This is a genomic window from Pseudomonas sp. SG20052, assembly GCF_031766055.1.
GTDB classification, from domain to species: Bacteria; Pseudomonadota; Gammaproteobacteria; order Pseudomonadales; family Pseudomonadaceae; genus Aquipseudomonas; species Aquipseudomonas mandelii.
This window is the reverse complement of record NZ_CP134498.1, coordinates 3,527,448-3,549,831: the sequence shown is the minus strand read 5'-3', so window position 1 is coordinate 3,549,831 and position 22,384 is coordinate 3,527,448. Positions and strand designations below refer to the sequence as shown.

General features: G+C 59.0%; 18 protein-coding genes and 1 pseudogene. 10 read left to right on the top strand and 9 right to left on the bottom strand.

Features of this window, described 5'->3' with window-relative positions:
* Positions 1-45: 45 nt before the first annotated feature.
* On the top strand, positions 46-234 hold the full coding sequence (locus RHP74_RS16220) for a hypothetical protein (protein WP_010460665.1): 189 nt from the start codon (positions 46-48) through the stop codon (positions 232-234).
* Positions 235-253: 19 nt separating this feature from the next.
* Here the strand turns inward: RHP74_RS16220 and RHP74_RS16215 are convergent, their stop codons facing one another.
* Complete coding sequence (locus RHP74_RS16215) at positions 254-625, bottom strand: hypothetical protein (RefSeq protein WP_010460662.1); 372 nt, start codon at positions 623-625, stop codon at positions 254-256.
* 244 nt (positions 626-869) lie between these two features.
* On the opposite strand from RHP74_RS16215, the gene RHP74_RS16210 reads away from it, so the two are divergent.
* Positions 870-3,215, top strand: coding sequence for an acylase (locus tag RHP74_RS16210; RefSeq protein ID WP_311095830.1), 2,346 nt, complete (start codon positions 870-872; stop codon positions 3,213-3,215).
* Between the two features lie 54 nt (positions 3,216-3,269).
* On the opposite strand, the gene RHP74_RS16205 is transcribed toward RHP74_RS16210, so the two are convergent.
* Together RHP74_RS16205 and RHP74_RS16200 are read right to left on the bottom strand one after the other, a co-directional pair.
* On the bottom strand, positions 3,270-4,271 hold the full coding sequence (locus tag RHP74_RS16205; RefSeq protein ID WP_311095829.1) for a FecR family protein: 1,002 nt from the start codon (positions 4,269-4,271) through the stop codon (positions 3,270-3,272).
* 96 nt (positions 4,272-4,367) lie between these two features.
* Positions 4,368-9,206 (bottom strand): dermonecrotic toxin domain-containing protein, encoded by a 4,839-nt coding sequence (locus tag RHP74_RS16200; RefSeq protein WP_311095828.1) that lies wholly within the window; start codon positions 9,204-9,206, stop codon positions 4,368-4,370.
* A gap of 227 nt (positions 9,207-9,433) precedes the next feature.
* Between RHP74_RS16200 and RHP74_RS16195 the strand changes: the two genes are divergently transcribed.
* Complete coding sequence (locus RHP74_RS16195) at positions 9,434-10,474, top strand: Ldh family oxidoreductase (RefSeq protein WP_102595503.1); 1,041 nt, start codon at positions 9,434-9,436, stop codon at positions 10,472-10,474.
* 95 nt (positions 10,475-10,569) lie between these two features.
* Here RHP74_RS16195 and RHP74_RS16190 read toward each other — a convergent pair whose 3' ends face one another.
* Complete coding sequence (locus RHP74_RS16190; protein WP_010460652.1) at positions 10,570-10,887, bottom strand: YqjD family protein; 318 nt, start codon at positions 10,885-10,887, stop codon at positions 10,570-10,572.
* A gap of 164 nt (positions 10,888-11,051) precedes the next feature.
* Here RHP74_RS16190 and RHP74_RS16185 point away from each other — a divergent pair, with 164 nt between their 5' ends.
* Positions 11,052-11,303 carry a hypothetical protein gene (locus RHP74_RS16185; protein WP_010460650.1) on the top strand — a complete coding sequence of 84 codons (252 nt, stop codon included), beginning with the start codon at positions 11,052-11,054 and terminating at the stop codon, positions 11,301-11,303.
* A gap of 9 nt (positions 11,304-11,312) precedes the next feature.
* Here RHP74_RS16185 and RHP74_RS16180 read toward each other — a convergent pair whose 3' ends face one another.
* Positions 11,313-12,212, bottom strand: coding sequence for a LysR family transcriptional regulator (locus RHP74_RS16180; RefSeq protein WP_311095827.1), 900 nt, complete (start codon positions 12,210-12,212; stop codon positions 11,313-11,315).
* 94 nt (positions 12,213-12,306) lie between these two features.
* Between RHP74_RS16180 and RHP74_RS16175 the strand changes: the two genes are divergently transcribed.
* Positions 12,307-13,230, top strand: a complete 924-nt coding sequence (locus RHP74_RS16175) for a carbon-nitrogen hydrolase family protein (protein ID WP_311095826.1) — start codon at positions 12,307-12,309, stop codon at positions 13,228-13,230.
* A gap of 125 nt (positions 13,231-13,355) precedes the next feature.
* Here the strand turns inward: RHP74_RS16175 and RHP74_RS16170 are convergent.
* The 3 genes and pseudogenes from RHP74_RS16170 to RHP74_RS16160 all read right to left on the bottom strand — a co-directional run.
* Positions 13,356-13,601: pseudogene (locus RHP74_RS16170) on the bottom strand (hypothetical protein); the annotation flags it as partial.
* Positions 13,602-13,645: 44 nt separating this feature from the next.
* Entirely contained in the window at positions 13,646-13,879 is a 234-nt protein-coding gene (locus RHP74_RS16165) for a hypothetical protein (protein ID WP_311095825.1), read from the bottom strand.
* Between the two features lie 88 nt (positions 13,880-13,967).
* Positions 13,968-14,465 (bottom strand): BCAM0308 family protein, encoded by a 498-nt coding sequence (locus RHP74_RS16160; RefSeq protein WP_311095824.1) that lies wholly within the window; start codon positions 14,463-14,465, stop codon positions 13,968-13,970.
* A gap of 318 nt (positions 14,466-14,783) precedes the next feature.
* Here RHP74_RS16160 and groL point away from each other — a divergent pair, with 318 nt between their 5' ends.
* On the top strand, positions 14,784-16,400 hold the full coding sequence (gene groL, locus RHP74_RS16155) for a chaperonin GroEL (protein ID WP_288113796.1): 1,617 nt from the start codon (positions 14,784-14,786) through the stop codon (positions 16,398-16,400).
* Between the two features lie 20 nt (positions 16,401-16,420).
* Here the strand turns inward: groL and RHP74_RS16150 are convergent, their stop codons facing one another.
* Positions 16,421-17,473: a phosphotransferase gene (locus RHP74_RS16150; RefSeq protein ID WP_311095823.1), complete on the bottom strand. Its 1,053-nt coding sequence runs from the start codon at positions 17,471-17,473 to the stop codon at positions 16,421-16,423.
* A 260-nt stretch (positions 17,474-17,733) separates the two neighbouring features.
* Here RHP74_RS16150 and RHP74_RS16145 point away from each other — a divergent pair, with 260 nt between their 5' ends.
* The 4 genes from RHP74_RS16145 to RHP74_RS16130 are packed head-to-tail and all read left to right on the top strand — an operon-like array spanning position 17,734 to position 22,380.
* Positions 17,734-18,621 (top strand): universal stress protein, encoded by an 888-nt coding sequence (locus tag RHP74_RS16145; protein ID WP_288113799.1) that lies wholly within the window; start codon positions 17,734-17,736, stop codon positions 18,619-18,621.
* A 32-nt stretch (positions 18,622-18,653) separates the two neighbouring features.
* Positions 18,654-20,417, top strand: a complete 1,764-nt coding sequence (gene acsA / locus RHP74_RS16140) for an acetate--CoA ligase (protein WP_311095822.1) — start codon at positions 18,654-18,656, stop codon at positions 20,415-20,417.
* Positions 20,414-21,397, top strand: coding sequence for a pyruvate dehydrogenase (acetyl-transferring) E1 component subunit alpha (gene pdhA / locus RHP74_RS16135; RefSeq protein ID WP_311095821.1), 984 nt, complete (start codon positions 20,414-20,416; stop codon positions 21,395-21,397). The genes acsA and pdhA overlap by 4 nt, the downstream gene beginning before the upstream one ends.
* The gene (locus RHP74_RS16130; protein WP_042932032.1) at positions 21,394-22,380 is read left to right on the top strand and encodes an alpha-ketoacid dehydrogenase subunit beta; all 987 of its coding nucleotides are present in this window, start codon (positions 21,394-21,396) and stop codon (positions 22,378-22,380) included. The genes pdhA and RHP74_RS16130 overlap by 4 nt, the downstream gene beginning before the upstream one ends.
* Positions 22,381-22,384: the final 4 nt, after the last annotated feature.

The following is a 22,384-nucleotide window of genomic DNA, read 5'->3' as shown; positions in this document are numbered from 1 at the left end:
TTTCGGATACAAACCGGACACATTTTTCAGGTTCAGGAATTCGCAATGACTCAGTCGCAACGTTTGAAATACTCGATTCTGATCTCCCTGGTGGTGTTGGGGATCATGTTCGGCCTTTCGTATCTGCAAAACGCAGGCGTCATCAGTGAGAAGCTGTTTCAGTACATCGCCATCGGCGTCGCGGTGATCGTGGTGGTGGTCAATGGTGTGATGCGTCGCAAGGTCAAGCCTTGAGCGACGCACCTTGACCTGATCAGTCGCGATGGAGCATGGCTACAGCGTGCGGATGCAGGCTGTAGCTTTTGTCGGCATTGAGGGTGATCACGCCTTCGCTGCACAAGCGTTTCAACACTTCTCGCACACTCAGAAAGGACAGGGGAATATCCAGGTCCAGCAAATGGCCGTGCACGCCTCGCACGCCCAGGCTGCGCTCGCTTTCGGCGGCGGTCAGCAAGGCGTCGATGACCTTGAGGCGAATCAGGCTGGTTCGCAGGCCGAAGCTTTTGAGCAGCAATCTGATCCGCTCGTTACCATTACGCTCGCCTCGTTGACTGAAGACCCCGGAGTCCATGGCTGAACGCTTGGGCGCGTGACTACCGTCCGTTGGCAGTTGCGAGTTGTACATGCAAAAACTCCTTTTCCGAGCCGGCCAGGAAATGTGATGGGTGCTCTCATTCAATAAGACGTATGAGCACGGCAAATAATGAAGGATCGAATGTAGAAAATTCGTCACCGTCACGTCAGCGTCCTGTGAGCAGGCTGGTTAAAGCGCCTTTCAGGGCCTAAATTTTTGCCGTGGGTTTCGTTCCTAGGGGAAGGCGCGATGCGTGTTTGACGCAGGGTGTTTGTCTTTTCGATCAGGAGCGAGCGTGATTATTTCCAGGCAATTTACCAGGTTGAGCCTTGCGGGCATGTTGGTAGGGCTGAGTCTTGCGGCAAATGCACGCAATGCGCCGGAGCAGGCCAGCGCCGACATTCGCCGCACCAGTTTTGGTGTGCCGCATATTCGCGCCGAAAACGAGCGTGGACTCGGTTATGGCATCGGTTACGCCTATGCGCAGGACAACCTGTGCTTGCTGGCCAATGAGATTGTCACCGTCAATGGCGAGCGCTCACGCTATTTCGGCCCGGATCAGCTGACGGTCGAGGAGCGCGAGAACCAGGTCAGCGACCTGTTCTTCGCCTGGCTCAATACCCCTGAAGCCGTCGCCGGGTTCTGGAAGGCGCAAACTCAGCCAGTGCGTGATCTGGTCGAGGGTTATGTGGCCGGATACAACCGCTCGCTGACCGAGCGTCGTGCACAGGGTTTGCCGCAGCAGTGCCAGGGCGAATGGGTGCGCGACATCACCTCGCAGGACCTGGTCAAGTTGACCCGCCGCCTGTTGGTCGAAGGTGGCGTAGGGCAATTCGCCGAAGCGTTGGCGGGGGCGACGCCACCCAAGGCCGTTGCTCAGGCCGCGGGCGAAGGGTCGTCGTTTCAGCTGGCGGCCACGCGCATGCAGCGGTTCGCGCTGGATCGCGGCAGCAACGCGGTGGCGGTCGGCAGCGAACGTTCGTTCAACGGCCGTGGGATGTTGCTGGCCAACCCGCATTTCCCGTGGATTGGCGGGATGCGCTTCTACCAGATGCACCTGACCATTCCCGGCAAGCTGGACGTGATGGGCGCGGCGTTGCCGGGGTTGCCGATGATCAATATCGGTTTCAACCAACACCTGGCGTGGACCCATACGGTGGACACGTCCAAGCACTTCACCCTGTATCGCCTGCAACTTGATCCCAAGGATTCGACCCGTTATCTGCTCGACGGCCAGTCGCTGCCGATGAACAAGCAGACCGTGACGGTGAACGTGAAACAGCCCGACGGCCAGACCAAAGCGGTGTCCCATGTGGTCTACAGCTCGCAGTTCGGTCCGATCGTGCAGTGGCCCGGAAAACTCGACTGGGACAATCAGTACGCCTACAGCCTGCGCGATGCCAACCTGGAAAACGACCGGGTGTTGCAGCAGTGGTACGCCATGAACCAGGCCTCCAGCCTCAAGGATCTACAGGCCTCGGTCCACAAGATTCAGGGTATCCCGTGGGTCAATACCCTGGCGGTGGATGATCAGGGGCAGACGCTGTACATGAACCTGTCGGTGGTGCCGAACGTCAGTGCCGACAAACTCGCCAAATGCAGCGACCCGCGCGTCGGGTTGCAGTTGATCGTGCTCGATGGTTCAAACAGCGCCTGTGCCTGGGACATCGACCCGAACGCCGCGCAAAAAGGCATTTATGCGGCGGACAAGTTGCCGCAACTGCAACGCAGGGACTACGTCCAACACTCCAACGATTCGGCGTGGATGGCCAACCCGGCGCAACCGCTCACCGGTTTCTCGCCCCTGATCAGTCAGGAAGGCCAGCCGCTGGGGCTGCGCTCGCGGTTCGCTCTGGACCGGTTGAGCACGTTGATCCAGGCCGGTCCGGTCTCGGCGGCGGATCTGCAACGGATGGTGATGGACGATCAGGTGTACCAGGCCGGGCAAGTGATGCCGGACCTGCTGCAATTTTGCGCCAACGATCTGGGTGCCGATGCAGCAACGCTCGCTCCGATGTGCGCGAGCCTCAAGACATGGGACCGCAGTGCGAATCTGGACAGCGGACTCGGCTTTGTACACTTCCAGAATGTCATGGAACCGTTGCAGCAAGTCCCGGACATCTGGCGAGTGGCGTTCGACCCGAAAGATCCGCAGCACACGCCCCGTGGCCTGGCGCTCGATAATTCGCAGGTCACCCAGGCGATTCGCGAGGCGATGCTGGCGTCGGTGGAACAAGTGGAAAAACTGGGGCTCAAGGATGACAGCCGTTGGGGTGATATTCAGGTGGTCAGCAGCGGTGGGCAACAGACACCGATCCACGGCGGACCCGGCACGCTTGGCGTGTACAACGCCATCCAGAGTGTTCCGAGAACCGACGGCAAACTTGAAGTCATCAGCGGCACCAGCTATTTGCAAGTGGTGACCTTTGATGACAAAGGGCCGCACGCTCAAGGCCTGCTGGCTTTCTCGTTGTCCAGCGACCCGACGTCGAAGTACTCACGGGATCAGACCGTTGCCTTTTCGAAGAAGCAGTTGAGCCCGCTGCCGTTTACCGAGCAGCAGATAACCTCAGATCCGCAGTATCAGGCGCAGACGATCCGCGAGCAGGATGAAAAAGCCGGGAAGGTCGCCGCTCAGTAAGAGGGCGATTCAAGCAGTAAAAAAGGCCGCACCCCCTTGAGGGTTGTGGCCTTTTCAGCTTTTAGGGGTTTGTTGCGGGATCGAATTGAGTACCGGATTACCTTCCTTGTTACGGGTCAGGTAGACCGGCAGCACCTTGGGCAGGGACGCCACCAGGTTGTTCAATTCCTTGATGTTGTAGATGCCGCCCAGGCGAATCGTGCCGGTGCTGTGGTCAGCGACCATGACCGGTTTGCTCAGGTAACGGTTGATCAACGGCAGGGCATCGTTCAGCGCCAGATCATCGATCACCAGTTTGCCACTGCGCCACGCCAGGGAATTGTCGTTGGGGTAGGTCTGATTGATCTGCGGCGTGAAGTCGCCGTGTTTATAACGCGCCTGCATCGCCGGCCCCAGGCGCAAGCCATCCCCTGGAAGGTCATCGTTGCTGCTCACCAGTACCGAGCCTTCAATCAGGTTCACACGTACCTGATCCTCGTACATCCAGACGTTGAACTTGGTCCCGGTGACGCGAATCCTGCCGTCCGCTGCCCTGACAACAAAAGGGTGGGCCAGATCGTGGCTGACGCTGAAGAAGGCCTCGCCTTTTTCCAGCGTGACCCGGCGCTGATCCTTGTAGTTGCTGAAGATCAGTTCGCTGCCGAGGTTCAGCTCCACTTGACTGCCATCGCTCAGGGTGACCTGACGGACCGTGTCACTCGCTTCGAAATGCTGATACGAATTCGGTAGCCAGCCCATGTTCCAGCCGCTGTACGCCGCCAGCGGCAACGCCAAGGCGCACACGGCGGCGGCGATGCCGACCGTGCGCCAAGGTGCGGCCTGTTTGAAGCGAGGTACCGATGTAACGGCTTCGGGACGCGGCAAATCCCCCGCGACTTCCCAGATCTCGAGCATGGCTTCGTACTCGAACGCATGCAGCGGATGAGCATCACGCCAATGTTCGAAGGCGATCCGCTCTTCGGCGGTGCAGTCGACGGCGTGCAGACGCATGCACCAGTGCGCAGCGGCATCGGTGATGGCGTCATATTCGGCTTGCGAGAGAGAGTTGTCGGTCATTGACTCATCCTGATTTCGTGCATTCTAACCTTGAGGGGAAGTCTGCGAGAACAGCCGTCATGGCAATTAACCATCAAATGAGAATTATTTTTGACATCAGGGCGTACTGACGTGCAGTTCACGACCCAGATGACTGACCAGCCAGGCCACACTGTCGGCGTTGCCCAACTGTACGGTCAGCCTGATCAGCGGGTTTTTCTTGAACGTTTCGCGGGCTCCGCTCAGGTTTTCTGCGCCAGTCAACGCCAGGATATGGTCCTTCACCCGATCGGATTCCTTGTCGGAGCTACTGCCCAGATCTTCCCACACACCGGTATCAGGATCCTGGGTCATGAACAGCCGGGTATAAGGAGTCTGGATCGAAAGCGCCGTTTTCTGCACGTGGGTCAACGCACGTTTGAGCTCTGTGGCCAGCGGGGTGGCTGTTCCAATCAGGTCGGTGAACGGCCTGCCGGGATCGAGATAGGAAATGTCCTCGGTTTGACAGGCCATGTGCGACAACTCATGTATCAACGTCACCGCCCGTGCATGGGTGTCGATCGGGAAGGCCGCGTCGGTCAGGTGTTGACGGTAGTGATCGAATCTAAGGTCGAAGAATCTTTCTGCAAGGTGGATTCTGCGGTTTTTGTCTTTGGCGACAATGAAGGCAAACGTGTTTTGGGCGTCTTCGGTCAGCCTGCCGACGGCAAAACGACTGGACTTCGGTTTTCTCAGTGACGGCTCCAGCAACGCTGCGAAAACGTCGCCAATGACTTTTTCAAGCTGCTCGACATGCGCGGGCAGCACATGCTGCACACCGAGGAAATCCATGATGAGCTGATGCACGGGCGTGACGGTGTCGTCGGAGGATTTGAGCTGTTGCAGGTTTCGGTAGCTGTTCCAGGCGTAGGTCGTTGCCAGGTCCAGCGCTTCGTCAATCTGACGGGCCTTCTGTGGAAACAATCGTCGGATACGGGACATGCCCGAGGCGTCGACGTTCATGCCATCAAACACCGATCTCGCGGTCTCCAGGCGTCCGAACAGACTGAAGCGAGGCGCCGACTCTCGTCCATCAAGCAACCATTGCTTCGATTCGTTCTGGCGCAGATGAGGGCCCAGCTTGCGTGTGTCGCCGATGCGCCATCGGCTGCCGCGCTTGATGACCGGATACACCTTTCCTTCAACCGGCCCGTAGTGCTGTTTTGTCGTTGGGTGGGTGTAGAGCCCAAGCGTGGCGTCTGAAGTCAGCGAACCCAGATCAACGTTGATGCTTTCGTGGCGCGCGAGTGTCGTGCGTTCGGGGCCCGTGACATCGATGTCCTGCCATTTGAGCCGGGTATCGGGTTTTTCCGGTGCCGGTAGGGCCGGTGTCGACGACCGCAGCGTTGAATCCCCCAGTGTCTGGCGCAGCGTGGAAAGTTCGGCCACGCCGCTGATGAACGCTTTTACGGCGGCTCCCCACCGATGGGTTTGCAGGTCTTCGGCAGATTGCTTGATGTCGCGGTAACTGCGCCACACCGTCTCCGGGTAGGCGAGCTTGCCCATGAAAAATGTATAGGCCTCGTGCAGGTCTTCGCCCAGCACATGCTTGATGGTTGCCCATTCGCCTTGTTTTCGCTCATCGGACTGGCAACCGAGCAATCGGCCCAGCAAGGCGACGTTGTCATTGAGCAGGTGTTTGAACAGGTTCCCCTTGATCGGTTGGGAAGCCAGCGTGGTGATGTTCGACGACGTGGCTCTGGCAACGCGGTGATGGGGGGTCGCCATCCGGGTTTCCAGCAGCGTCCGGTCAGGGTTCTGCAGATTCAGGAGTAGCCAGTCGAGCAGCGGTCCGCGGGTCTTCAGTTCTGTCAGCAGCTGGGCTTCGTTTTCATATTCTTTCACCCCGTGCCCAGGGCTGTGAGGCGCAATCAGCACCTGCGCTCCAGTGCGATCCGCCGTCGAGCCGATCAGATAGACACCGGGCACTTTGATCGATTGGGCCTGCCTGATACCCAGGAACTCAAGCGGACGGATGATTGCGTGGGCACCCTCGACCGCCGCGCGGGCGAGGGCGTCGGGCATGTCCATGACTTGCCGGATCAGATCAAACCCGGTCTCGCTCAGGCGCTCCTGAAGTTTTTCCGCGTGGGCGTAATGCATTAATTGCCAGGGCAACTGTGTGTAGAAGCGCTGGCGGCGCTCTGCGTTTGCCGGGGTGTCGGCCAGGGCGTCGTTCACTATTTTCTGTTGATGGTCGCCCGGTTTCAGGTTGCGGATCAGCTCTTTGATGTAGCGCTCGTTCATCCCCTCGGGAATCACGGTGCTATCAAGCGATACCAGTTTGAAATGGAGTGGGTCCAGCGACTTGAGATGAGTCAAGGCAAAGTCGGTCAGGGTTTGGGTGTGGGCCGCCGATGTCGGGCGGGCGTTGATTTGCACCCGGACCGTGTCAGGGTCGATGTTGAAGCCGTCCGCCTTGAGTTGTTTTTCAAGGCCATGGTGCGCCGTGCGTTGCAGTGACCGCAGGCCGGTCAGGTAATCCTGGTCGTCTTTCACATTATCGACGTATTGCTGAAGCAGCTCGGCATGCACAATCAGCTCTTTGACGGATGCCTGGGCCAGCCATGCCGGCAGCTTTTGCCGGGTCGTCAGGGATTGTGCAATGTCCATTGGACGGTCAAGCCCTGTCATCGGTTTACGCAGCGAGACAAGATCCAGGAGATGGGTCAGTGGCGTCGCGGAGAGCTTTGTTGCCAGCGCATCGGTCAGGCACGGCTCATCGAGGTGCACATAAGGTTTTTGCAGGTAATCAAGAAAATGCCCATAGACCCGCTGCAGAGGCGCCAACGTGTAAGTCCGGCCAGGCAAACGCTCGCTGCGACCAAGGTTCTCCAGCAGCATTGAGCGATGGTTGACGTCGGCGAGGCGTCGACCGAGTTCGGTCAGCAACGGCGTCAGCCCTTTGAACGCTTCAAACCCCAACGCAGGTGTCCACACAATCGCCTTGCCCGAATGCACCGGATCCTGGCCGCCTCGTTCAGTCAGGACAAAACAGCTGGCCAGCTTCAACGGATCCGCTGCATCGCCGGCCTTGAGCGCCAGGGAAAACACGTCTGGCAGAAAGCCGTTCAATGCCGCTCGTTGCAGGTGTATCGGGCTGTCGAGCACGGTTTTGATGATTGCCTGCTCCGTTGTACTCAAGGTGCGGGTGACGGCACGCAGCTTCAGTTCACTGCGCAATGCCGTTGACAACGTATGAGAAAACGTCGATTGCAAGCTGGCCACGGAGTCACTCAGGACGCGCTCAGCGTCAGTGATCGAGCGGGTTGCCGTGGAGATGGCCGGGTGTTTATCCAGAAGTTGATCGAGTGCCTGTTCGACGGAATCGAGCCGCGACAACTCCTCCCTGGCCGACTCGGCGCGGACGGTGGCCGGTTGCGCGCCAAGGCGCCGATCCACGCGTGTACTCCAGCGTCCTGAAGGGTCGGAGGCCAGCAGACGGTCATCGATCAATCCCCGGACATCCAGTGCGCTGTCGAGCAAGGCATGGGGGTCGAGCGTACCTTCACTTTCGCGCAAGCGGCTCAGCGCATGAGACAGGTTGTCCCGTTGCTTGCCGAGGATGTCGGCCATCAAGTGATTGAACACCGGACCAACGATCGGTTTGCCCTCAATCACGCGCTCAACCGGCTCCAAAGCAAGAAAGGTGGCGCGTTCGTCCAGCGACATGAAGTTGAGCAAGGTGTCTTCATGCCCTTCGGTTTTCATCATCTCCAGCACGATGTTTTTGACTGCCGGCAGATTGTTCGTCGCTTCGATGCCTCGGGGAGGGGAGTACAGAAAACCCAGGGTGTTGGTGCCCCCGATCATCAAGGTCGAGGCCAGCTCCGCAAAATGCCTGAAGGGTGCGGTCACTCGTATTTTCTCGATGCGAAGAGGGTCGTGCGCGTCAGGCGGGAGGCTGACGTTCATCAGTCGCAGGTATTCCTGCGTGGTCAAACCACCGTTCTGGCGCTGGTGCAGGAGTTTCAGGTGAAAGGTGTCACGCAAGCCCTCGGTGAAAAACGCCAAGCGTGAAAGGCCTGTGCTCATGGATGTGTTCCAGAACAAGGCGAGCAGGCTGTGCAAGTGCGGCGTGAAGCTCTGCGCGATTTCTTTCACCGCGCTTTCCCATGTCTGGTTATCCGCGTCGCTGCTGACGCTGTGCTCGGGATTGGCGAAGACTCTTGAATCGCCGGTGGGCCACTGGTTGGTCAGATAGAAGTGCAGAAGTGCATCGCTCAAAGGGATCGAGGAAATTGTGTGCAGGTCTTCGTTGCCGTCGAAGGCTGAAACGGTCTTCACGAAGCTCTTGAGCCGCGTCAGACGCTGGTCCAGCGCGGGAAATGCCTTGTGCAACGCGTGCTTGAGGGTGTCATCGAGCATCGATTGCAGGGTTGGCGTCTTCAGCAGCTCAGCCTTCATCGCTTTGATGTTCTGTTCCTGATTGTGATCGAGGGTCAGTTGCTGATCCTGGAACACCGCGCCTTCGATGTCTTTCGTGGCAATGTCGGGAACGGTGGCGGCGGGTAAAGCGCTGCGTTGTTCGATGGAGAGAAAGCGCAACAGCTCGCGTTTGCCTGTGGCCTGCGTCAGCCATTCCTTGAGTTTGCTTTTGAGGTCGGCCAAATCGGCAAACTTGATCAAGCCTTTCCACGGTGTGTAAAGGATGACCTCTCCATTTTCGGGCCGGCTCAGGGCAAAGGCTCCGGCCAATGGAATGTCTGTTTTGCCGGTTACTTTCAACAACAGTTGGCAGGCCTGCATGGGCTCTTTTTGCGCGACGCGAGCAGCGTGGGTGGCCAAATACACGTGCTTCAGCCATTTCAGGTCGTCGAGGGTGAAGTTCAGCGTGTTTTCGCGCTCACCGGGTTGTCTGGCATTGGATGCGCGTTCAGCCTCGTCGAAAAAATAGGGCTCAGCGGGGGTGGTCATGGATGTTCCTCATTGGCTGCGATCAGTGGCCATCGCAGGCTATTGGTTGAGGAAAAACATTAAGGTCAGCGGAGTGCTTCGGTGCGGTACATATTGCTTGAGCCGATCAGGTGCTCGAGACTTGACAGGACGCCGGTACAACAGCGCTTAATCGACGTCTGCTGTTGGTTGCCGAGCAACCTCGATTCCCCTGGTGCCCGTATTCAATAATAAAACTGGAGCTTCAGATGACCGCAACGCCCGAAGTGGCCGTCAGTTCGACCACCCCATCGCTCGATTTCGACGCGCTTGTTGTATTGCTTGAGCAAATTTTCCTGCGCCATGGCACCTCCGCCGATGTCGCCAGGACCCTGGCGCTGAACTGCGCCGGCGCTGAACGCGATGGCGCCCACAGCCATGGCGTGTTTCGTATTCCAGGTTATGTCTCGACACTCAAGAGCGGCTGGGTCAACGGCCAGGCCGTGCCCGTGGTCGAGGACGTTGCCTCGGGGTTTGTCCGGGTCGACGCGGCTAACGGTTTTGCCCAACCCGCGCTTGCGGCCGCCAGGGCTCTGCTGGTGGAAAAGGCCCGCAGCGCCGGGATTGCGGTGTTGGCGATCCGCAACTCCCATCATTTCGCGGCACTGTGGCCGGATGTCGAGCCGTTTGCCTATGAAGGGCTGGTGGCGCTGAGCGTAGTGAACAGCATGACGTGCGTGGTGCCCCACGGCGCCGACCGGCCGCTGTTCGGCACCAACCCGATCGCCTTCGCCGCACCCCGGGCTGACGGTGAGCCGATTGTCTTTGACCTGGCCACCAGCGCCATCGCCCATGGCGATGTGCAGATTGCCGCACAAAAAGGTGAACGCTTGCCGGCAGGCATGGGCGTGGACAGCCTTGGCCAGCCGACTGAGGATCCGAAGGCGATTCTGGAGGGGGGCGCGCTGCTGCCGTTTGGTGGCCACAAGGGTTCAGCGCTGTCGATGATGGTCGAATTGTTGGCGGCGGCCCTGACCGGCGGCAATTTCTCCTTCGAGTTTGACTGGAAGAACCATCCGGGAGCCAAAACGCCATGGACCGGCCAACTGCTGATCGTGATCGATCCGAGCAAGGCCGCCGGGCAGAATTTCGCCGAACGCAGCCAGGAACTGGTGCGTCAGATGCACAGCGTAGGGCTCAAGCGCCTGCCGGGTGATCGACGTCACCACCAGCGAGCTCAGTCCAACGCTCAAGGCATTCAGCTGAACGCTCAGACGTTGGCAAACCTGCGAGAACTGGCAGGGCTCTGAAACGTTTTTTGTAGAAGCCAGGCTTGCCGGCGAAGGCGCATTTGAAATCGCCTTCGCCGGCAAGCCTGGGTCCTGCAGGTTCGATGTGTTTCTGTTTAACGGCGGCCCAGCAGCAACCCGACCACCAGGCCGAACCCGGCGGAGATGGCCACGGTTTGCCATGGATGGCCACCGATGTAGGTCTCTGTCGCGTCGACCACCGGTTTGGTGCGGTCACGAACACTGGTGACCGAGTCCCGGGCCTGCTGGAGTTTCTGAGAGATTTGCCCGCGAAGGGTCTCGGCTTCCTCACCCACCAGAGAAGCGCTGCTTTTGAGCAGTTTTTCCGATTCTTCGATCAGTGCCTGAAGTTCGCTGAATGCCTGATCCTTGATCTGGTCTTCGGCGGTTTGTGCGGCGGTTTTCCGGGCCATTGGGTACTCCTTGCAGGTAAATGGGCAGTGAACAATGGAGTCTGCGGCAACTGAAAAAGTTGCAGCGACTTTGCGTATTGACTGTACGCCAAGGAAAAATCCCGAGTCGGATATTTCGTCCTACAGTGTAAGATGTCGCCTATTTTACGCAGCAGGTAACTCCCATGAGCTTCAATCTGGCCGACAAACCCCTGGCTGAGCGCGCAGCGCTTGAAGATGAGAAATCCCGTCTGTTCGACCTCTGGCAAAGCAACCTTGGCAAATCCAAGGGCGAGGCCGCGCGGTTGTTTGGCGAACGCGCCAAGCGCAAAGGCAAATGGGCTGAATGGGTTCGTGCCGAACTTGATGCCATGTCGCCCCCGGAGTTCGCCAATATGGTGCGCAGTGAAGTGAATCGCTTGATGGCCGCCAAGTAAGGCCTGCCTTCACGCAAAACTCGCGACAATGGCCTCGCGCACTTTCAACACCACCGGATCGAGCTGCGTGCTGGTGCGCCAGCCCAGTTCGATCGGGTAGCGCGGTAACGCCAAAGGGCAGGGCAGCAGCGCCAGACCGCAGAGCATCGCGATGCTTTGAGCGGCGTGGGCCGGAATGGTCGCCACCGCCTGACTGCCCTTGAGCAAGTGTGGCAACGCCGCAAAGTGGGTGGTCGAGGCGCATACCCGCCGACTCAGCCCCAGCGCCGCCAACCCCTCATCGGTGATCCCGATAAAGCCGCCGGACGACACCAGAATGTGCTCGCGGGCGACGAACTCCTCAAGCGTGAGAGTCTGTTGCCCCGGGGTCAGGCTGAGCGGATCCACCAGGCACGAATAACCGCCTTCACCCAGCACCTGACGACTGAGCAACCGCTCGCTGAACCCGCCTGCGGTGATCGCCAGATCAATGCTGCGCTCCATCAATGCCTGGGCGACGATCTGGCTGTGGGTTTGCCGAAAGATCAGGCGCAACTTCGGCGCGCTGCGCGCAATGGCCTCGATCAATCGCCGGCCGTAGGCCACCTCGAAATCATCCGATAACCCCACCGTGACCGAGCGCCCGTCGTAATGATTGGCTGCCGGATCGACCATTGCCAGGCTCTGACGGCATTTGTTCAGCGCATCGCTCACCACCGGTTTTAACTGATTGGCCTTGAGCGTCGGTGCCAGGCCACGGCCGGTGCGCACGAACAATTGATCGCCATACAGCTCGCGCAGTCGCCGCAACGCCGCGCTGACGGCCGATTGCGTCACCCCCAGGCGCAACGCCGCTCGGCTGGCGCTGGACTCTTCATGCAGCGCTTCGAAAACTTTGAGCAGGTTGAGGTCAACAGTGGCGATATTCATTTAGCTCATATCATTCAGCAGTGAGTCGGGCTTTATTCATGATCCCGTGGCGCATGAGAATGGGCAACACCTCAACGCTTTCGGAGAGATCGCCATGCCAAAATCCATTGTCGCAGCGTTGCAAATCGGCGCCTTGCCCGGCGGCAAGACCGAGACCCTGGAACAGATTCTTGCCTGGGAAAACGCGATTATCGAATCCGGCGCCGCGCTGGTGGTGATGCCCGAAGCGTTGCTCGGGGGTTATCCCAAAGGCGAGACGTTCGGCACTCAGCTGGGCTACCGACTGCCGGAAGGTCGCGAAGCGTTTGCCCGCTATTTTGCCAACGCCATCGACGTGCCCGGGGTCGAAACCGACGCCCTGGCCGGGTTGTCGGCGCGCACCGGGGCCAACCTGGTCATCGGCGTGATAGAGCGCGCCGGGAGCACGTTGCATTGCACGGCGCTGTATTTCGATCCGCAGGCCGGCCTGGTCGCCAAGCACCGCAAACTGATGCCCACGGGCACTGAGCGATTGATCTGGGGCAAGGGCGATGGCTCGACGTTGCCGGTGATCGACAGCCAGGTCGGGCGAATCGGCGCGGTGGTGTGCTGGGAAAACATGATGCCGTTGCTGCGCACGGCGATGTACGCCAAAGGCATCGAGGTCTGGTGCGCGCCGACCGTGGATGAGCGCGAGATGTGGCAGGTCAGCATGCGCCACATCGCTCATGAAGGCCGTTGTTTTGTGGTCAGCGCTTGCCAGGTTCAGGATTCACCGCAAGCCCTGGGCGTGGAGATTACCAACTGGCCGGCGGATCGGCCGCTGATTGCGGGCGGCAGTGTGATCGTCGGGCCCATGGGCGACATTCTGGCGGGGCCGTTGCGTGACGGGGCCGGGTTGCTCACCGCTGAAATCGACACCGACGACCTGGTCCGCGCGCGTTATGACTACGACGTGGTCGGTCACTACGCGCGCCCGGATGTGTTCGAGTTGAGCGTCGACGAGCGCGCCAGGCCCGGCGTCCGTTTCACCGCATAACCGTCACTGGTTGAACAGCATCACCCCTGTAGGAGCGAGCCTGCTCGCGAATGCGGTGTGTCAGAAAACACATGTATTGACTGACACTCCGTCTTCGCGAGCAGGCTCGCTCCCACAGGGGATATTCATTGTCGGTATGACCGAGTTCCGGCTGTCGACCCCGGCAAGCTCAGTTTTCCGGTGTCGACGAAGCGCACCGTTCCAAACAAGCCGCCCGCCAGTTTGCCGCGTAACACGTAGGGAAGATTATTCAGTGTCTGCGTCTGGCTCAGCCCCAACGTCTGGCGTAACAACGAGAACGCCGAAACGCTCAGCACGGTTTCGAAAAAGCGTGCAATCGAGCCCGATTGATCGCTGACGCCTGACGCGATGCCATGGCTGGCCACGCTGCTGACCCAACAGCATTCACGTGCTGTCATCGGTTGTTCTTGTCCCTGGTATGCAACCATTCCTGCCAGGCTTGTCGGTATTTTTCATCCGCCCGTTTTTTTGCGTCAGAAAACTTATGGATGGTCTGCGCCGAAACGGGCTCGTTCAACAATGCGTAGGCTTGATCGTTCAAACGGTCGGCTTCAAAAAACAACGCCCTGCTATGGCTGATCGATTTAAGGTTGGTTGCATGCGGCGAGGCTGATTCATTGATGGCCATGGTCGTACTCCTTCTGGAAGCACAAGAAGGTGAGCTCGGTGTCCTGATCCCCCCTCAACTTTCCATATTGAGACAACCGCGCCCGGTTCTATTCGTCACGTGTCCAGTTGACGCTCAAGCCATACTTATCATCGCCGTACCGGTATTCAGAGTTCCCTTTGAACGCGGCTTCCAGTGCATGGCCCAGGCGATTCGCGAGATGGATGCCGGTCGTGGTCACGATTAGAGCAGCCGCTGAGTCGGTAAGGCCGATGATGCGCTCCAGGGCATGCTCGGCTTTTTCCTTTTTTTCGGTGTTTTTGATCAGGTTGATGATTTCATTTCGATGCTTGAGCAAGAAGCTGCCCGATAACGTGAGCGTCCCCGCTGGCATGTTGTCATCGATGCGTCGGCAGGCTGGGCACGTCACTGTTTGCGCATCATGAATGACCGTATTTTCAGGGTGTTTCCAAGTCCAGTTCCCGGCTTGATAGACCGCATCACACTGCGGGCAGATGGCTGAACCTTCAACCCGCTGCGAGCAATAGGGGTCATGAGTGGATGTTTTGAACAGCTTGCTTTTTTGACTCTGCTGAAACTTGTCCATGGCTTTTCTCCTCGCGCATCAAATGGGAAAAGATCTCACCTGTAGCCGTGAAACCGTGACTGAAAAACAGATCCCTTCTCCTTTCAGCCTGCTGAACACACACCTTCATTTGGACTCTGTTTCTTGCTGCGCGAATTGATCTTTGTCAATTCCGGGACGTGAACTGACAGTCGGTCATCCCGACGGTGCGCGCATTGTTTTGGCGGTCTGGGGCGCGGCGGCGTTGTGAGTTTGTTGATAAAAGTCAACGTCGCCCGGGCCAGTTCATAGAAGCTGCCAAAACGCACTTGTTGTAAAACTGGCCAGGAGAACACCCTGATGGCTCACACTAAAATCGTGTTTCGTGCTGCAGCCCGCGAGAAAATTCTGAGTGGCGCCACACAGTTGGCAGACGCTGTGCGAGTGACGTTGGGGCCAAAATCAAAATCGGTACTGATCCAGAGTAAATGGGGCAATCCAACGGTCTGCAATGATGGCGTCACGATCGCCAAACGCATTGACTTGCTCGACCCCGAGGAAAACCTGGGCGCGCAAATGCTGCGTCAGGCGGCCGAACGCACAGGCGATGCGGTAGGGGACGGGACCAGTACGTCAACGGTGCTGGCCCATGCAATCCTGGCCGATGGCATCCGTAACGTCGTCGCGGGTGCCAGTGCAATCGACCTCAAGCGCGGCCTGGATCGCGGGCTGTTGTTGGTCGTCGAATCCCTGGCCGCCCAGTCACGTCCGGTCAGCACCCCCAAGGAAAAGGCCCAGGTCGCCACGCTGTCGGCGCATAACGATGCCGTCATCGGTCAGCTGGTGGCAGACGCCCTGGAAAAGGTCGGCGTTGAAGGCGTCGTCAGTGTCGAGGAATCCAAGACCACCGAAACAGTGGTCGAAGTCATGGAAGGCATGCGGTTTGACCGGGGTTATGTCTCACCCTATTTCGTCACCGATGCCGAGAAGATGCAGGTCGAACTCGATGACGCCTACTTGCTGCTCTGTGACCATAAGATCGGTGCACTCAAAGACTTGCTGCCCTTGCTTGAACTCGTGGCTAAAAGCGGGCAACCACTGGTTTTGATCGCGGACGATATCGAGGGTGAGGCGTTGACCACGCTAGTCGTCAACCAGATACGCGGTGTTCTGCGAGCGGTGGCGATCAAGGCTCCGGGCTTTGGTGATCGGCGCAAGGAAATGCTGCAGGACATGGCCGTTCTGACGGGGGCAACGGTGGTTTCCAGCGAACTGGGCGTCACTCTGGAACAGGTGGAACTGAACCAGTTGGGACGTGCACATCGAGTCGTGGTGCAAAAAGACAGCACGGCGCTGATAGGGGGCGCCGGTACGCGCGAGGCCATCGAGGCGCGTTTGCAGCAGATCCGTGCGCAACTAGACAGTACCACCAGCGATTACGACCGTGAAAAGCTTCAGGAACGACTGGCAAGGCTGTCTGGCGGAGTTGCGGTGATCCGGGTCGGGGCGCCTTCCGAAGCCGAAATGAAGGCGCGCAAGGATGCGCTGGATGATGCCATCTCAGCGACCCGGGCGGCGATCGCCGAAGGCATTGTGCCGGGGGGTGGTCTTGCGTTGCTCAAGGCCGTCCCGATTGTCGCGGCCGAAGAGGCCCGATATGAGGGCGATGCCAGGACCGGCCTGCAGATTCTTCGCCGGGCGCTGGAAGCTCCGGCCAGACTCATCGCTGAAAATTCGGCGGTGGATGCCGGCGTCGTGGTTGCGCGCATGCTCGCCGAACCTGGGAACATTGGCTTCGATGCGTCTGCCAATTGCTATGTCGACATGTACGAAGCCGGCATCATTGACCCGACCAAGGTGGTGCGTATTGCCCTCGAAAATGCTGTTTCAGTCGCCAGTATCTTGCTGCTGACCGAGGCGACCATGACGGATATTCCGGAAAAGGAATCACCGGCCCAGGCTCCTTTCCCTGAATGAAACGCCCATCGTGGATAACGTCATGTATAGGAGGCCGCCTCAGACATCGCCAGGTGATTGAGAATCGGGTTTTCGCCGTGCAAGTAACTCAGTGCCTGGTGCATCAACTGGACAGCTTTTTCTTTTTTCTCGTATCGCTTGGCCGGATCGGCATGACGTAGCGCTGCACCCGCAAGGGAGAAGCTGCGCGTGGCGGCCCGCAAAGAAAGGAAAAACACCAAGGGTTTGCAGTCCTCCTGCACATCACTGTGGTTGAGGTAACTGGACAACAGTCGAGCACCTAACCTGTTCAGGCCATGGTGTTGCAGGTCCATCAGCACAAAAGCCAGGTCGTAGAGCACATCGATGCAGGAAAGCCGCTCACTGAACTCGATGCCATCGAAGAGGGTGGGCTGACCGTCGAGCAGGCAGATATTGGCCAAGCGCATATCACCATGGCAACGGCGAACGCGGCCCTCACGGCGGCGATCTTCGAGGCACTCGGTCAACGACTCCAACAGGGTCCGGGAGGTATGAGCAATCGCGGTGACTGTCGCGAAATCGAGGATGGGTGGGTAGCGAGACATTTCCCGATGGTTTTTCTCGATTTCTTCATACAGGTCCGGGATGTGACCGTAAGAAGGAGTGATGGGTGCATTGGCATGAAAGCGGGCGATCTCAGCCCCCAACTGTTCCATCATCGGTTCAGTCAGACGTCCTTCAACGGCCATACGGTCAAACAGCCGATCCTGAGCGAAGCGGCGCATCACCACGAGCCAGTCAACCGCTGGTCCGCAACCGTTGAGCGCCAACTGGCCATTCGCCTGGCGATTGATCGGACACAGGCTCAAATACAGCGTCGGCGCAGTCCGTCGATTGAGCAGTAACTCTGCCTCACAGGCGTTTTTGCGGCTTTCCAGGCTGAGGAAATCCAGCTCGGCAAATGCCACGGCGCGTTTGAGTTTGTAGGCGCGGTTGGCATGCAGAAAAATCACCGAACCATGGGTCTCGATACGCTCCACGGGCTGGTTTGACGTGCCGTAGCTGGACGGCCTGGAGAGAAAGGCTATGACCTCGTCTTGCAGGGTGTGCATTCTCGCCTCCACGTCGTCTGCGGACTTTTCGGCAGTGTGGAGAAGGGAAGGCCCGCTCCGATTGATATTGATCAAGTACGGTGGAATGAAAGGCTGCTCCTCTTATGGGGGGCTCACGCCGGTAGTTGATATTTATCAACGTCAGGCACTTTCCAGCGGAGCAACCTGAATCAGCGCTGGTGCTTGGTCCGGCGTGGACGCAACGGCTGAGCCCTACGTGGCCAACGGCAGGCGTTGAACCCTCTGCCTGGAGTCAGACCATGAGCCAGTATCAACAACTGTTACTCATCCTCCACCTGGCCCTGCGCCATTCTCCGGCAATCGACCATGCAGCAGCGCTCGCCAAGGCCAGCGGTGCACGCTTGCATATTGCGACGTTGATTCCTGCGTTGAAACTGTTGTCGCTGCTCGAAGAAGGCGACCGGGAGAAGGCTCGGGAGCGTTACCTGCAGGACCATCACGATTGGCTGGAGGACCAGTCCAAACTTCTGCGTGGCAGAGGGATCGAGGTGACCACCGAGGTGGCGTGGGCTGATGACATGGAGCAAGACATCCTGGATCACGTCAAGGAATTGCAGCCCGACCTGTTGATTAAGGAAATCCAGCAAGAATCAGCGCTCAAGCGCACGTTTTTCACCCCGTTGGACTGGCACTTGCTGCGCCACTGTCCGGTACCGGTTTATCTGGTGGGCGAGGCTCACCATGTCCTGCCGCGCAAGATTGTGGCGGCGGTTGATGCTTCGGCGGGTGGGCCTGAGAACAGTGAGTTGAATGACCGCATTATCCACCAGGCTTCCAGCCTCGCCATACAGTGTGATGCCGAGTTGCACCTGCTGTATGCCTATGACATTACGGAAGACTACCTGGAGGAATTGGGCGGTGGCTTGAAACTGTCGGAGCTGACCAAGGGGCTGCGCAAAGAGCTGGAACAATCGTTTCTGAAACTCGCCGGTCGGTACGGTGTGCCTGCTAACCGTCGACATTTCATTCTGGGACATCCCGTTTCGGCGCTGAGCGAGTTCGCCAACAAGCACAACGTGGATGTGATCGTGATGGGCAGAGTCCAGTTCCACGGGGTGGAGAAACTGCTGGGCAGCACGACCGAACATATTCTGTATCAGGTGCCCTGCAGTGTCCTGGCGGTCTAGGGACGGACCGAAGACGACTCAAGGTGGCAAACATGCATCCAGCGATCATTAAGAAAACCCTGGCCAACTTGCCGTTAGCGCCGAATTGGCTCGATAGCGTGCAAGCTCGGGAGGCCTTTTCCTGGCAGGTGGAAGCCAATGCGCTGGCCGGTTTGCCGGGCGGCGGTTTGAACCTGGCGTATGAGGCCGTGGATCGGCATGCGCAAGGGGAGCGTCGACGGCATACGGCATTGCGCATTCTTGATCGCAACGGGGGTAGTTGCGACATCAGTTACGCCCAACTGAGCATCCTGACCAACCGGTTTGCCAATGTATTGCAAAAGCTGGGCGTGATGCCCGGTGATCGACTATTTGTACTCTGTGGCCGAGGGCTGGAACTGTATCTGGGGGTGCTCGGTGGCCTGAAACTCGGTTGTGTGGTGTCGCCCTTGTTCTGTGCGTTCGGCCCGGAGCCCATCGAAACCCGTATGCGTCTTGGCGAAGGCAGTGTGTTACTGACCAGCGAAACCCTCTACCGGCGCAAGGTCGCGGCCATACGCGAGCGTTTGCCGGCCCTCAAACATGTGCTGCTGTATGACGAAAACGGCGGTGATACGGCGCAGATCGAGGGGACGCTCAATCTGCATCAGCTGCTGGCGCAGGCAGAGGAAGCCTTCACCGTTGCCAATACGACCGCCGACAGCCCGGCACTTTTACACTTCACCAGCGGCACGACAGGCACTCCAAAAGGCGTGTTGCATGCCCATGGCGCGGCGCTGACCCACCGCGTCACCGGGAAATACGCCCTGGACTTGCACCCCGAAGATGTCTATTGGTGCAGCGCCGATCCGGGTTGGGTGACGGGTACTTCCTACGGGATCTTTGCCCCGTTGTTGCTGGGCGTCACCAGTGTGGTCGAGGGCAATGAATTCGATGCCGAGCGTTGGTACCGGATACTTGAGAAGCAACAGGTGACGGTCTGGTATACCGCCCCGACGGCCATTCGCCTGCTGATGAAAGCGGGTGCGGAGTTGGCGCGCGGCCATCGTTTTCCGAGTCTGCGGTTTATTGCCAGTGTCGGCGAGCCGCTTAATCCCGAGGCTGTCTGGTGGGGCAAAGAGGTGCTTGGGCTGCCGATCCACGACAATTGGTGGCAGACCGAAACCGGCGGCATCATGATTGCCAACACGGTTGCCATGCCCATCAAACCAGGCTCCATGGGTAAGCCGCTGCCGGGTGTCGAGGCGGCCATCGTCGTTCGAGGAGAAGAGGGCGGACTGGCGTTTCTGGGTGACAACGAGGTCGGTGACCTTGCCTTGAAACAGCCATGGCCTGCCATGTTCCGTACCTACCTGGGGCAGGAGGAGCGTTATCGTCACTGCTTTGTCGGCGAGTGGTACCTGAGCGGCGATCTCGTGCGTCGCGATGCCGATGGTTACTACTGGTTCATTGGTCGCAGCGACGATGTCATCAAGTCGGCGGGTCACCTGATCGGTCCGTTCGAAGTTGAAAGCTCCCTCATGGAACACCCGGCCGTAGCCGAGGCCGCGGTGATCGGCAAGCCCGACCCGCTGTTGGGTGAAACCGTGAAAGCCTTTGTTTCACTCAAGCGTGGTTTCACTGCCAGCCAGGCCCTGCACGACGAGTTGCTCGGTCATGGACGCAAGCGCCTCGGGGCGGTCGTTGCGCCCAAGGAACTGGAATTTGTGGAAGTGCTTCCGCACACCCGTAGCGGAAAACTCATGCGGCGTCTGCTCAAGGCCCGGGAACTGGGTTTGCCTGAAGGCGACACTTCCAGCATGGAGAGTCCGCCATGAGCCTCCCACCGCGGTCCCAGGACATTGCTCTCGACCTGCTGCGGGACATGGTGCGTATCCGTCGTCTTGAGGAGCGCGCTGGCGAGTTGTACGGGGAGGGCAAGATTCGTGGCTTTCTGCACCTGTACATCGGTGAAGAAGCGGTCGCAGTCGGCGTGCTGCATGCACTGGCAGCCGACGATGCGGTGGTCGCGACGTATCGCGAACATGGCCACGCCCTGATCAAGGGCGTCACCATGAAAGCAATCATGGCCGAAATGTATGGGCACCAGGAAGGCTGCTCGCGAGGGCGCGGCGGCTCAATGCACCTGTTTGATGCCACGACACGATTCTTCGGGGGCAATGCCATTGTTGCGGGTGGCTTGCCACTGACGGTCGGTCTGGCGCTCGCTGAACGTATGCAAGGTGGATCGCGTCTTTCAGCCTGTTTTTTTGGTGAAGGCGCGATGGCGGAAGGGGCTTTCCATGAGTCCATCAACCTGGCCGCATTGTGGCAACTGCCGATGCTGTTTTGCTGTGAAAACAACCTCTATGCGATGGGGACTGCCCTGGACCGTTCGCAGTCGCAAACGGACCTGTGTGTGAAAGCCTCGGCCTACAAAGTCGATACCCGGTCCGTCGATGGCATGGACGTGATCGCGGTGTATGAAGCCGCTCGTGATGCGGTTGAACACATCCGTGCGGGGCGTGGGCCTTTTTTTCTGGAGTTCCGCACCTATCGGTTTCGTGCCCATTCGATGTTCGACCCACAGCTGTATCGTGACAAGGACGAGGTGGAGCAATGGAAGACCCATGGGCCGATCCATACGTACAGTGCACAGCTTAAGGCCGAGGGCCTTTTGGACGAACCCGGATTTCTGGCGATCCTCGCCCAGGTGGACGCTGAAGTGGAAGCCGCCGTTACTTATGCCGAAAGCGGTAGCCTGGAGCCGCTCGAGGATTTGTCTCGCGATGTCTACACCCCAAGGGCGGCGCCATGAGCATTCGTATGAGCTATCGCGAGGCGCTGCGCGAGGCAATACGTGAGGCGCTGCAGCGGGATCCGCGGGTATTTCTGATGGGCGAAGACGTCGGTCGCTACGGTGGCAGTTATGCCGTGTCCCTGGGGTTGCTTGAGGCGTTTGGCCCCGAACGCATTCGGGACGCGCCATTGTCCGAGCTGGGTTTCGTGGGAGCCGGTATAGGGGCGGCTTTGGGGGGCATGCGGCCGATTGTCGAAATCATGACCGTGAACTTCAGTCTGCTCGCCCTCGATCCGTTGATGAATACGGCTGCTGCCTTGAGGCACATGTCCGGTGGACAGTTCTCCGTGCCCCTGGTTGTGCGCATGGCGACAGGCGCCGGACGCCAGCTTGCGGCGCAACACTCGCACAGCCTGGAGGGCTGGTACGCCCATATTCCCGGGCTGAAAATCCTGGCGCCGGCGACCATCGAAGATGCACGCGGCATGCTCTGGCCAGCGCTGCTGGATCCGGACCCGGTGCTGATATTCGAACACGCCCAGCTCTACAACCTGGAGGGTGATGCGGGCGAGTGGGAGACGGTGGACATCAGCTCCGCCAAGGTCCGCCGAACCGGCAAGGACCTGACCCTGATCACTTACGGCGGCACACTCGGCAAGACCTTGGAGGCTGCGCAGGTACTGGCCGGGGAGGGTATTGATTGCGAAGTCATCGACCTGCGTGTCCTGCGCCCTCTGGATGACAAGACTTTGATGGCTTCTGTCTGCAAGACCCGTCGGGCCCTGGTGGTCGACGAGGGATGGCGCAGCGGCAGTCTATCCGCCGAGATCATTACGCGGATCATAGAACAAGGCTTTTTCGAGCTGGATGCACCGCCGGCACGGGTGTGCAGCGCCGAGGTGCCGATACCTTATCCCCGGCATCTGGAAGAGGCGGCCCTGCCACAAGTGTCGACGATCGTCGCGGCCGCTCATGAGCTGTGCCGGGGGACATCAGGGTGAGCGC

Bases quoted from the DNA above. Each gene is read 5' to 3' on its own strand.
- RHP74_RS16220 (WP_010460665.1), top strand. From the start codon at position 46: ATGACTCAGTCGCAACGTTTGAAATACTCGATTCTGATCTCCCTGGTG.
- RHP74_RS16215 (WP_010460662.1), bottom strand. From the start codon at position 625: ATGTACAACTCGCAACTGCCAACGGACGGTAGTCACGCGCCCAAGCGT.
- RHP74_RS16205 (WP_311095829.1), bottom strand. From the start codon at position 4,271: ATGACCGACAACTCTCTCTCGCAAGCCGAATATGACGCCATCACCGAT.
- RHP74_RS16200 (WP_311095828.1), bottom strand. From the start codon at position 9,206: ATGACCACCCCCGCTGAGCCCTATTTTTTCGACGAGGCTGAACGCGCA.
- RHP74_RS16195 (WP_102595503.1), top strand. From the start codon at position 9,434: ATGACCGCAACGCCCGAAGTGGCCGTCAGTTCGACCACCCCATCGCTC.
- RHP74_RS16190 (WP_010460652.1), bottom strand. From the start codon at position 10,887: ATGGCCCGGAAAACCGCCGCACAAACCGCCGAAGACCAGATCAAGGAT.
- RHP74_RS16185 (WP_010460650.1), top strand. From the start codon at position 11,052: ATGAGCTTCAATCTGGCCGACAAACCCCTGGCTGAGCGCGCAGCGCTT.
- RHP74_RS16180 (WP_311095827.1), bottom strand. From the start codon at position 12,212: ATGAATATCGCCACTGTTGACCTCAACCTGCTCAAAGTTTTCGAAGCG.
- RHP74_RS16175 (WP_311095826.1), top strand. From the start codon at position 12,307: ATGCCAAAATCCATTGTCGCAGCGTTGCAAATCGGCGCCTTGCCCGGC.
- RHP74_RS16165 (WP_311095825.1), bottom strand. From the start codon at position 13,879: ATGGCCATCAATGAATCAGCCTCGCCGCATGCAACCAACCTTAAATCG.
- RHP74_RS16160 (WP_311095824.1), bottom strand. From the start codon at position 14,465: ATGGACAAGTTTCAGCAGAGTCAAAAAAGCAAGCTGTTCAAAACATCC.
- groL (WP_288113796.1), top strand. From the start codon at position 14,784: ATGGCTCACACTAAAATCGTGTTTCGTGCTGCAGCCCGCGAGAAAATT.
- RHP74_RS16150 (WP_311095823.1), bottom strand. From the start codon at position 17,473: ATGCACACCCTGCAAGACGAGGTCATAGCCTTTCTCTCCAGGCCGTCC.
- RHP74_RS16145 (WP_288113799.1), top strand. From the start codon at position 17,734: ATGAGCCAGTATCAACAACTGTTACTCATCCTCCACCTGGCCCTGCGC.
- acsA (WP_311095822.1), top strand. From the start codon at position 18,654: ATGCATCCAGCGATCATTAAGAAAACCCTGGCCAACTTGCCGTTAGCG.
- pdhA (WP_311095821.1), top strand. From the start codon at position 20,414: ATGAGCCTCCCACCGCGGTCCCAGGACATTGCTCTCGACCTGCTGCGG.
- RHP74_RS16130 (WP_042932032.1), top strand. From the start codon at position 21,394: ATGAGCATTCGTATGAGCTATCGCGAGGCGCTGCGCGAGGCAATACGT.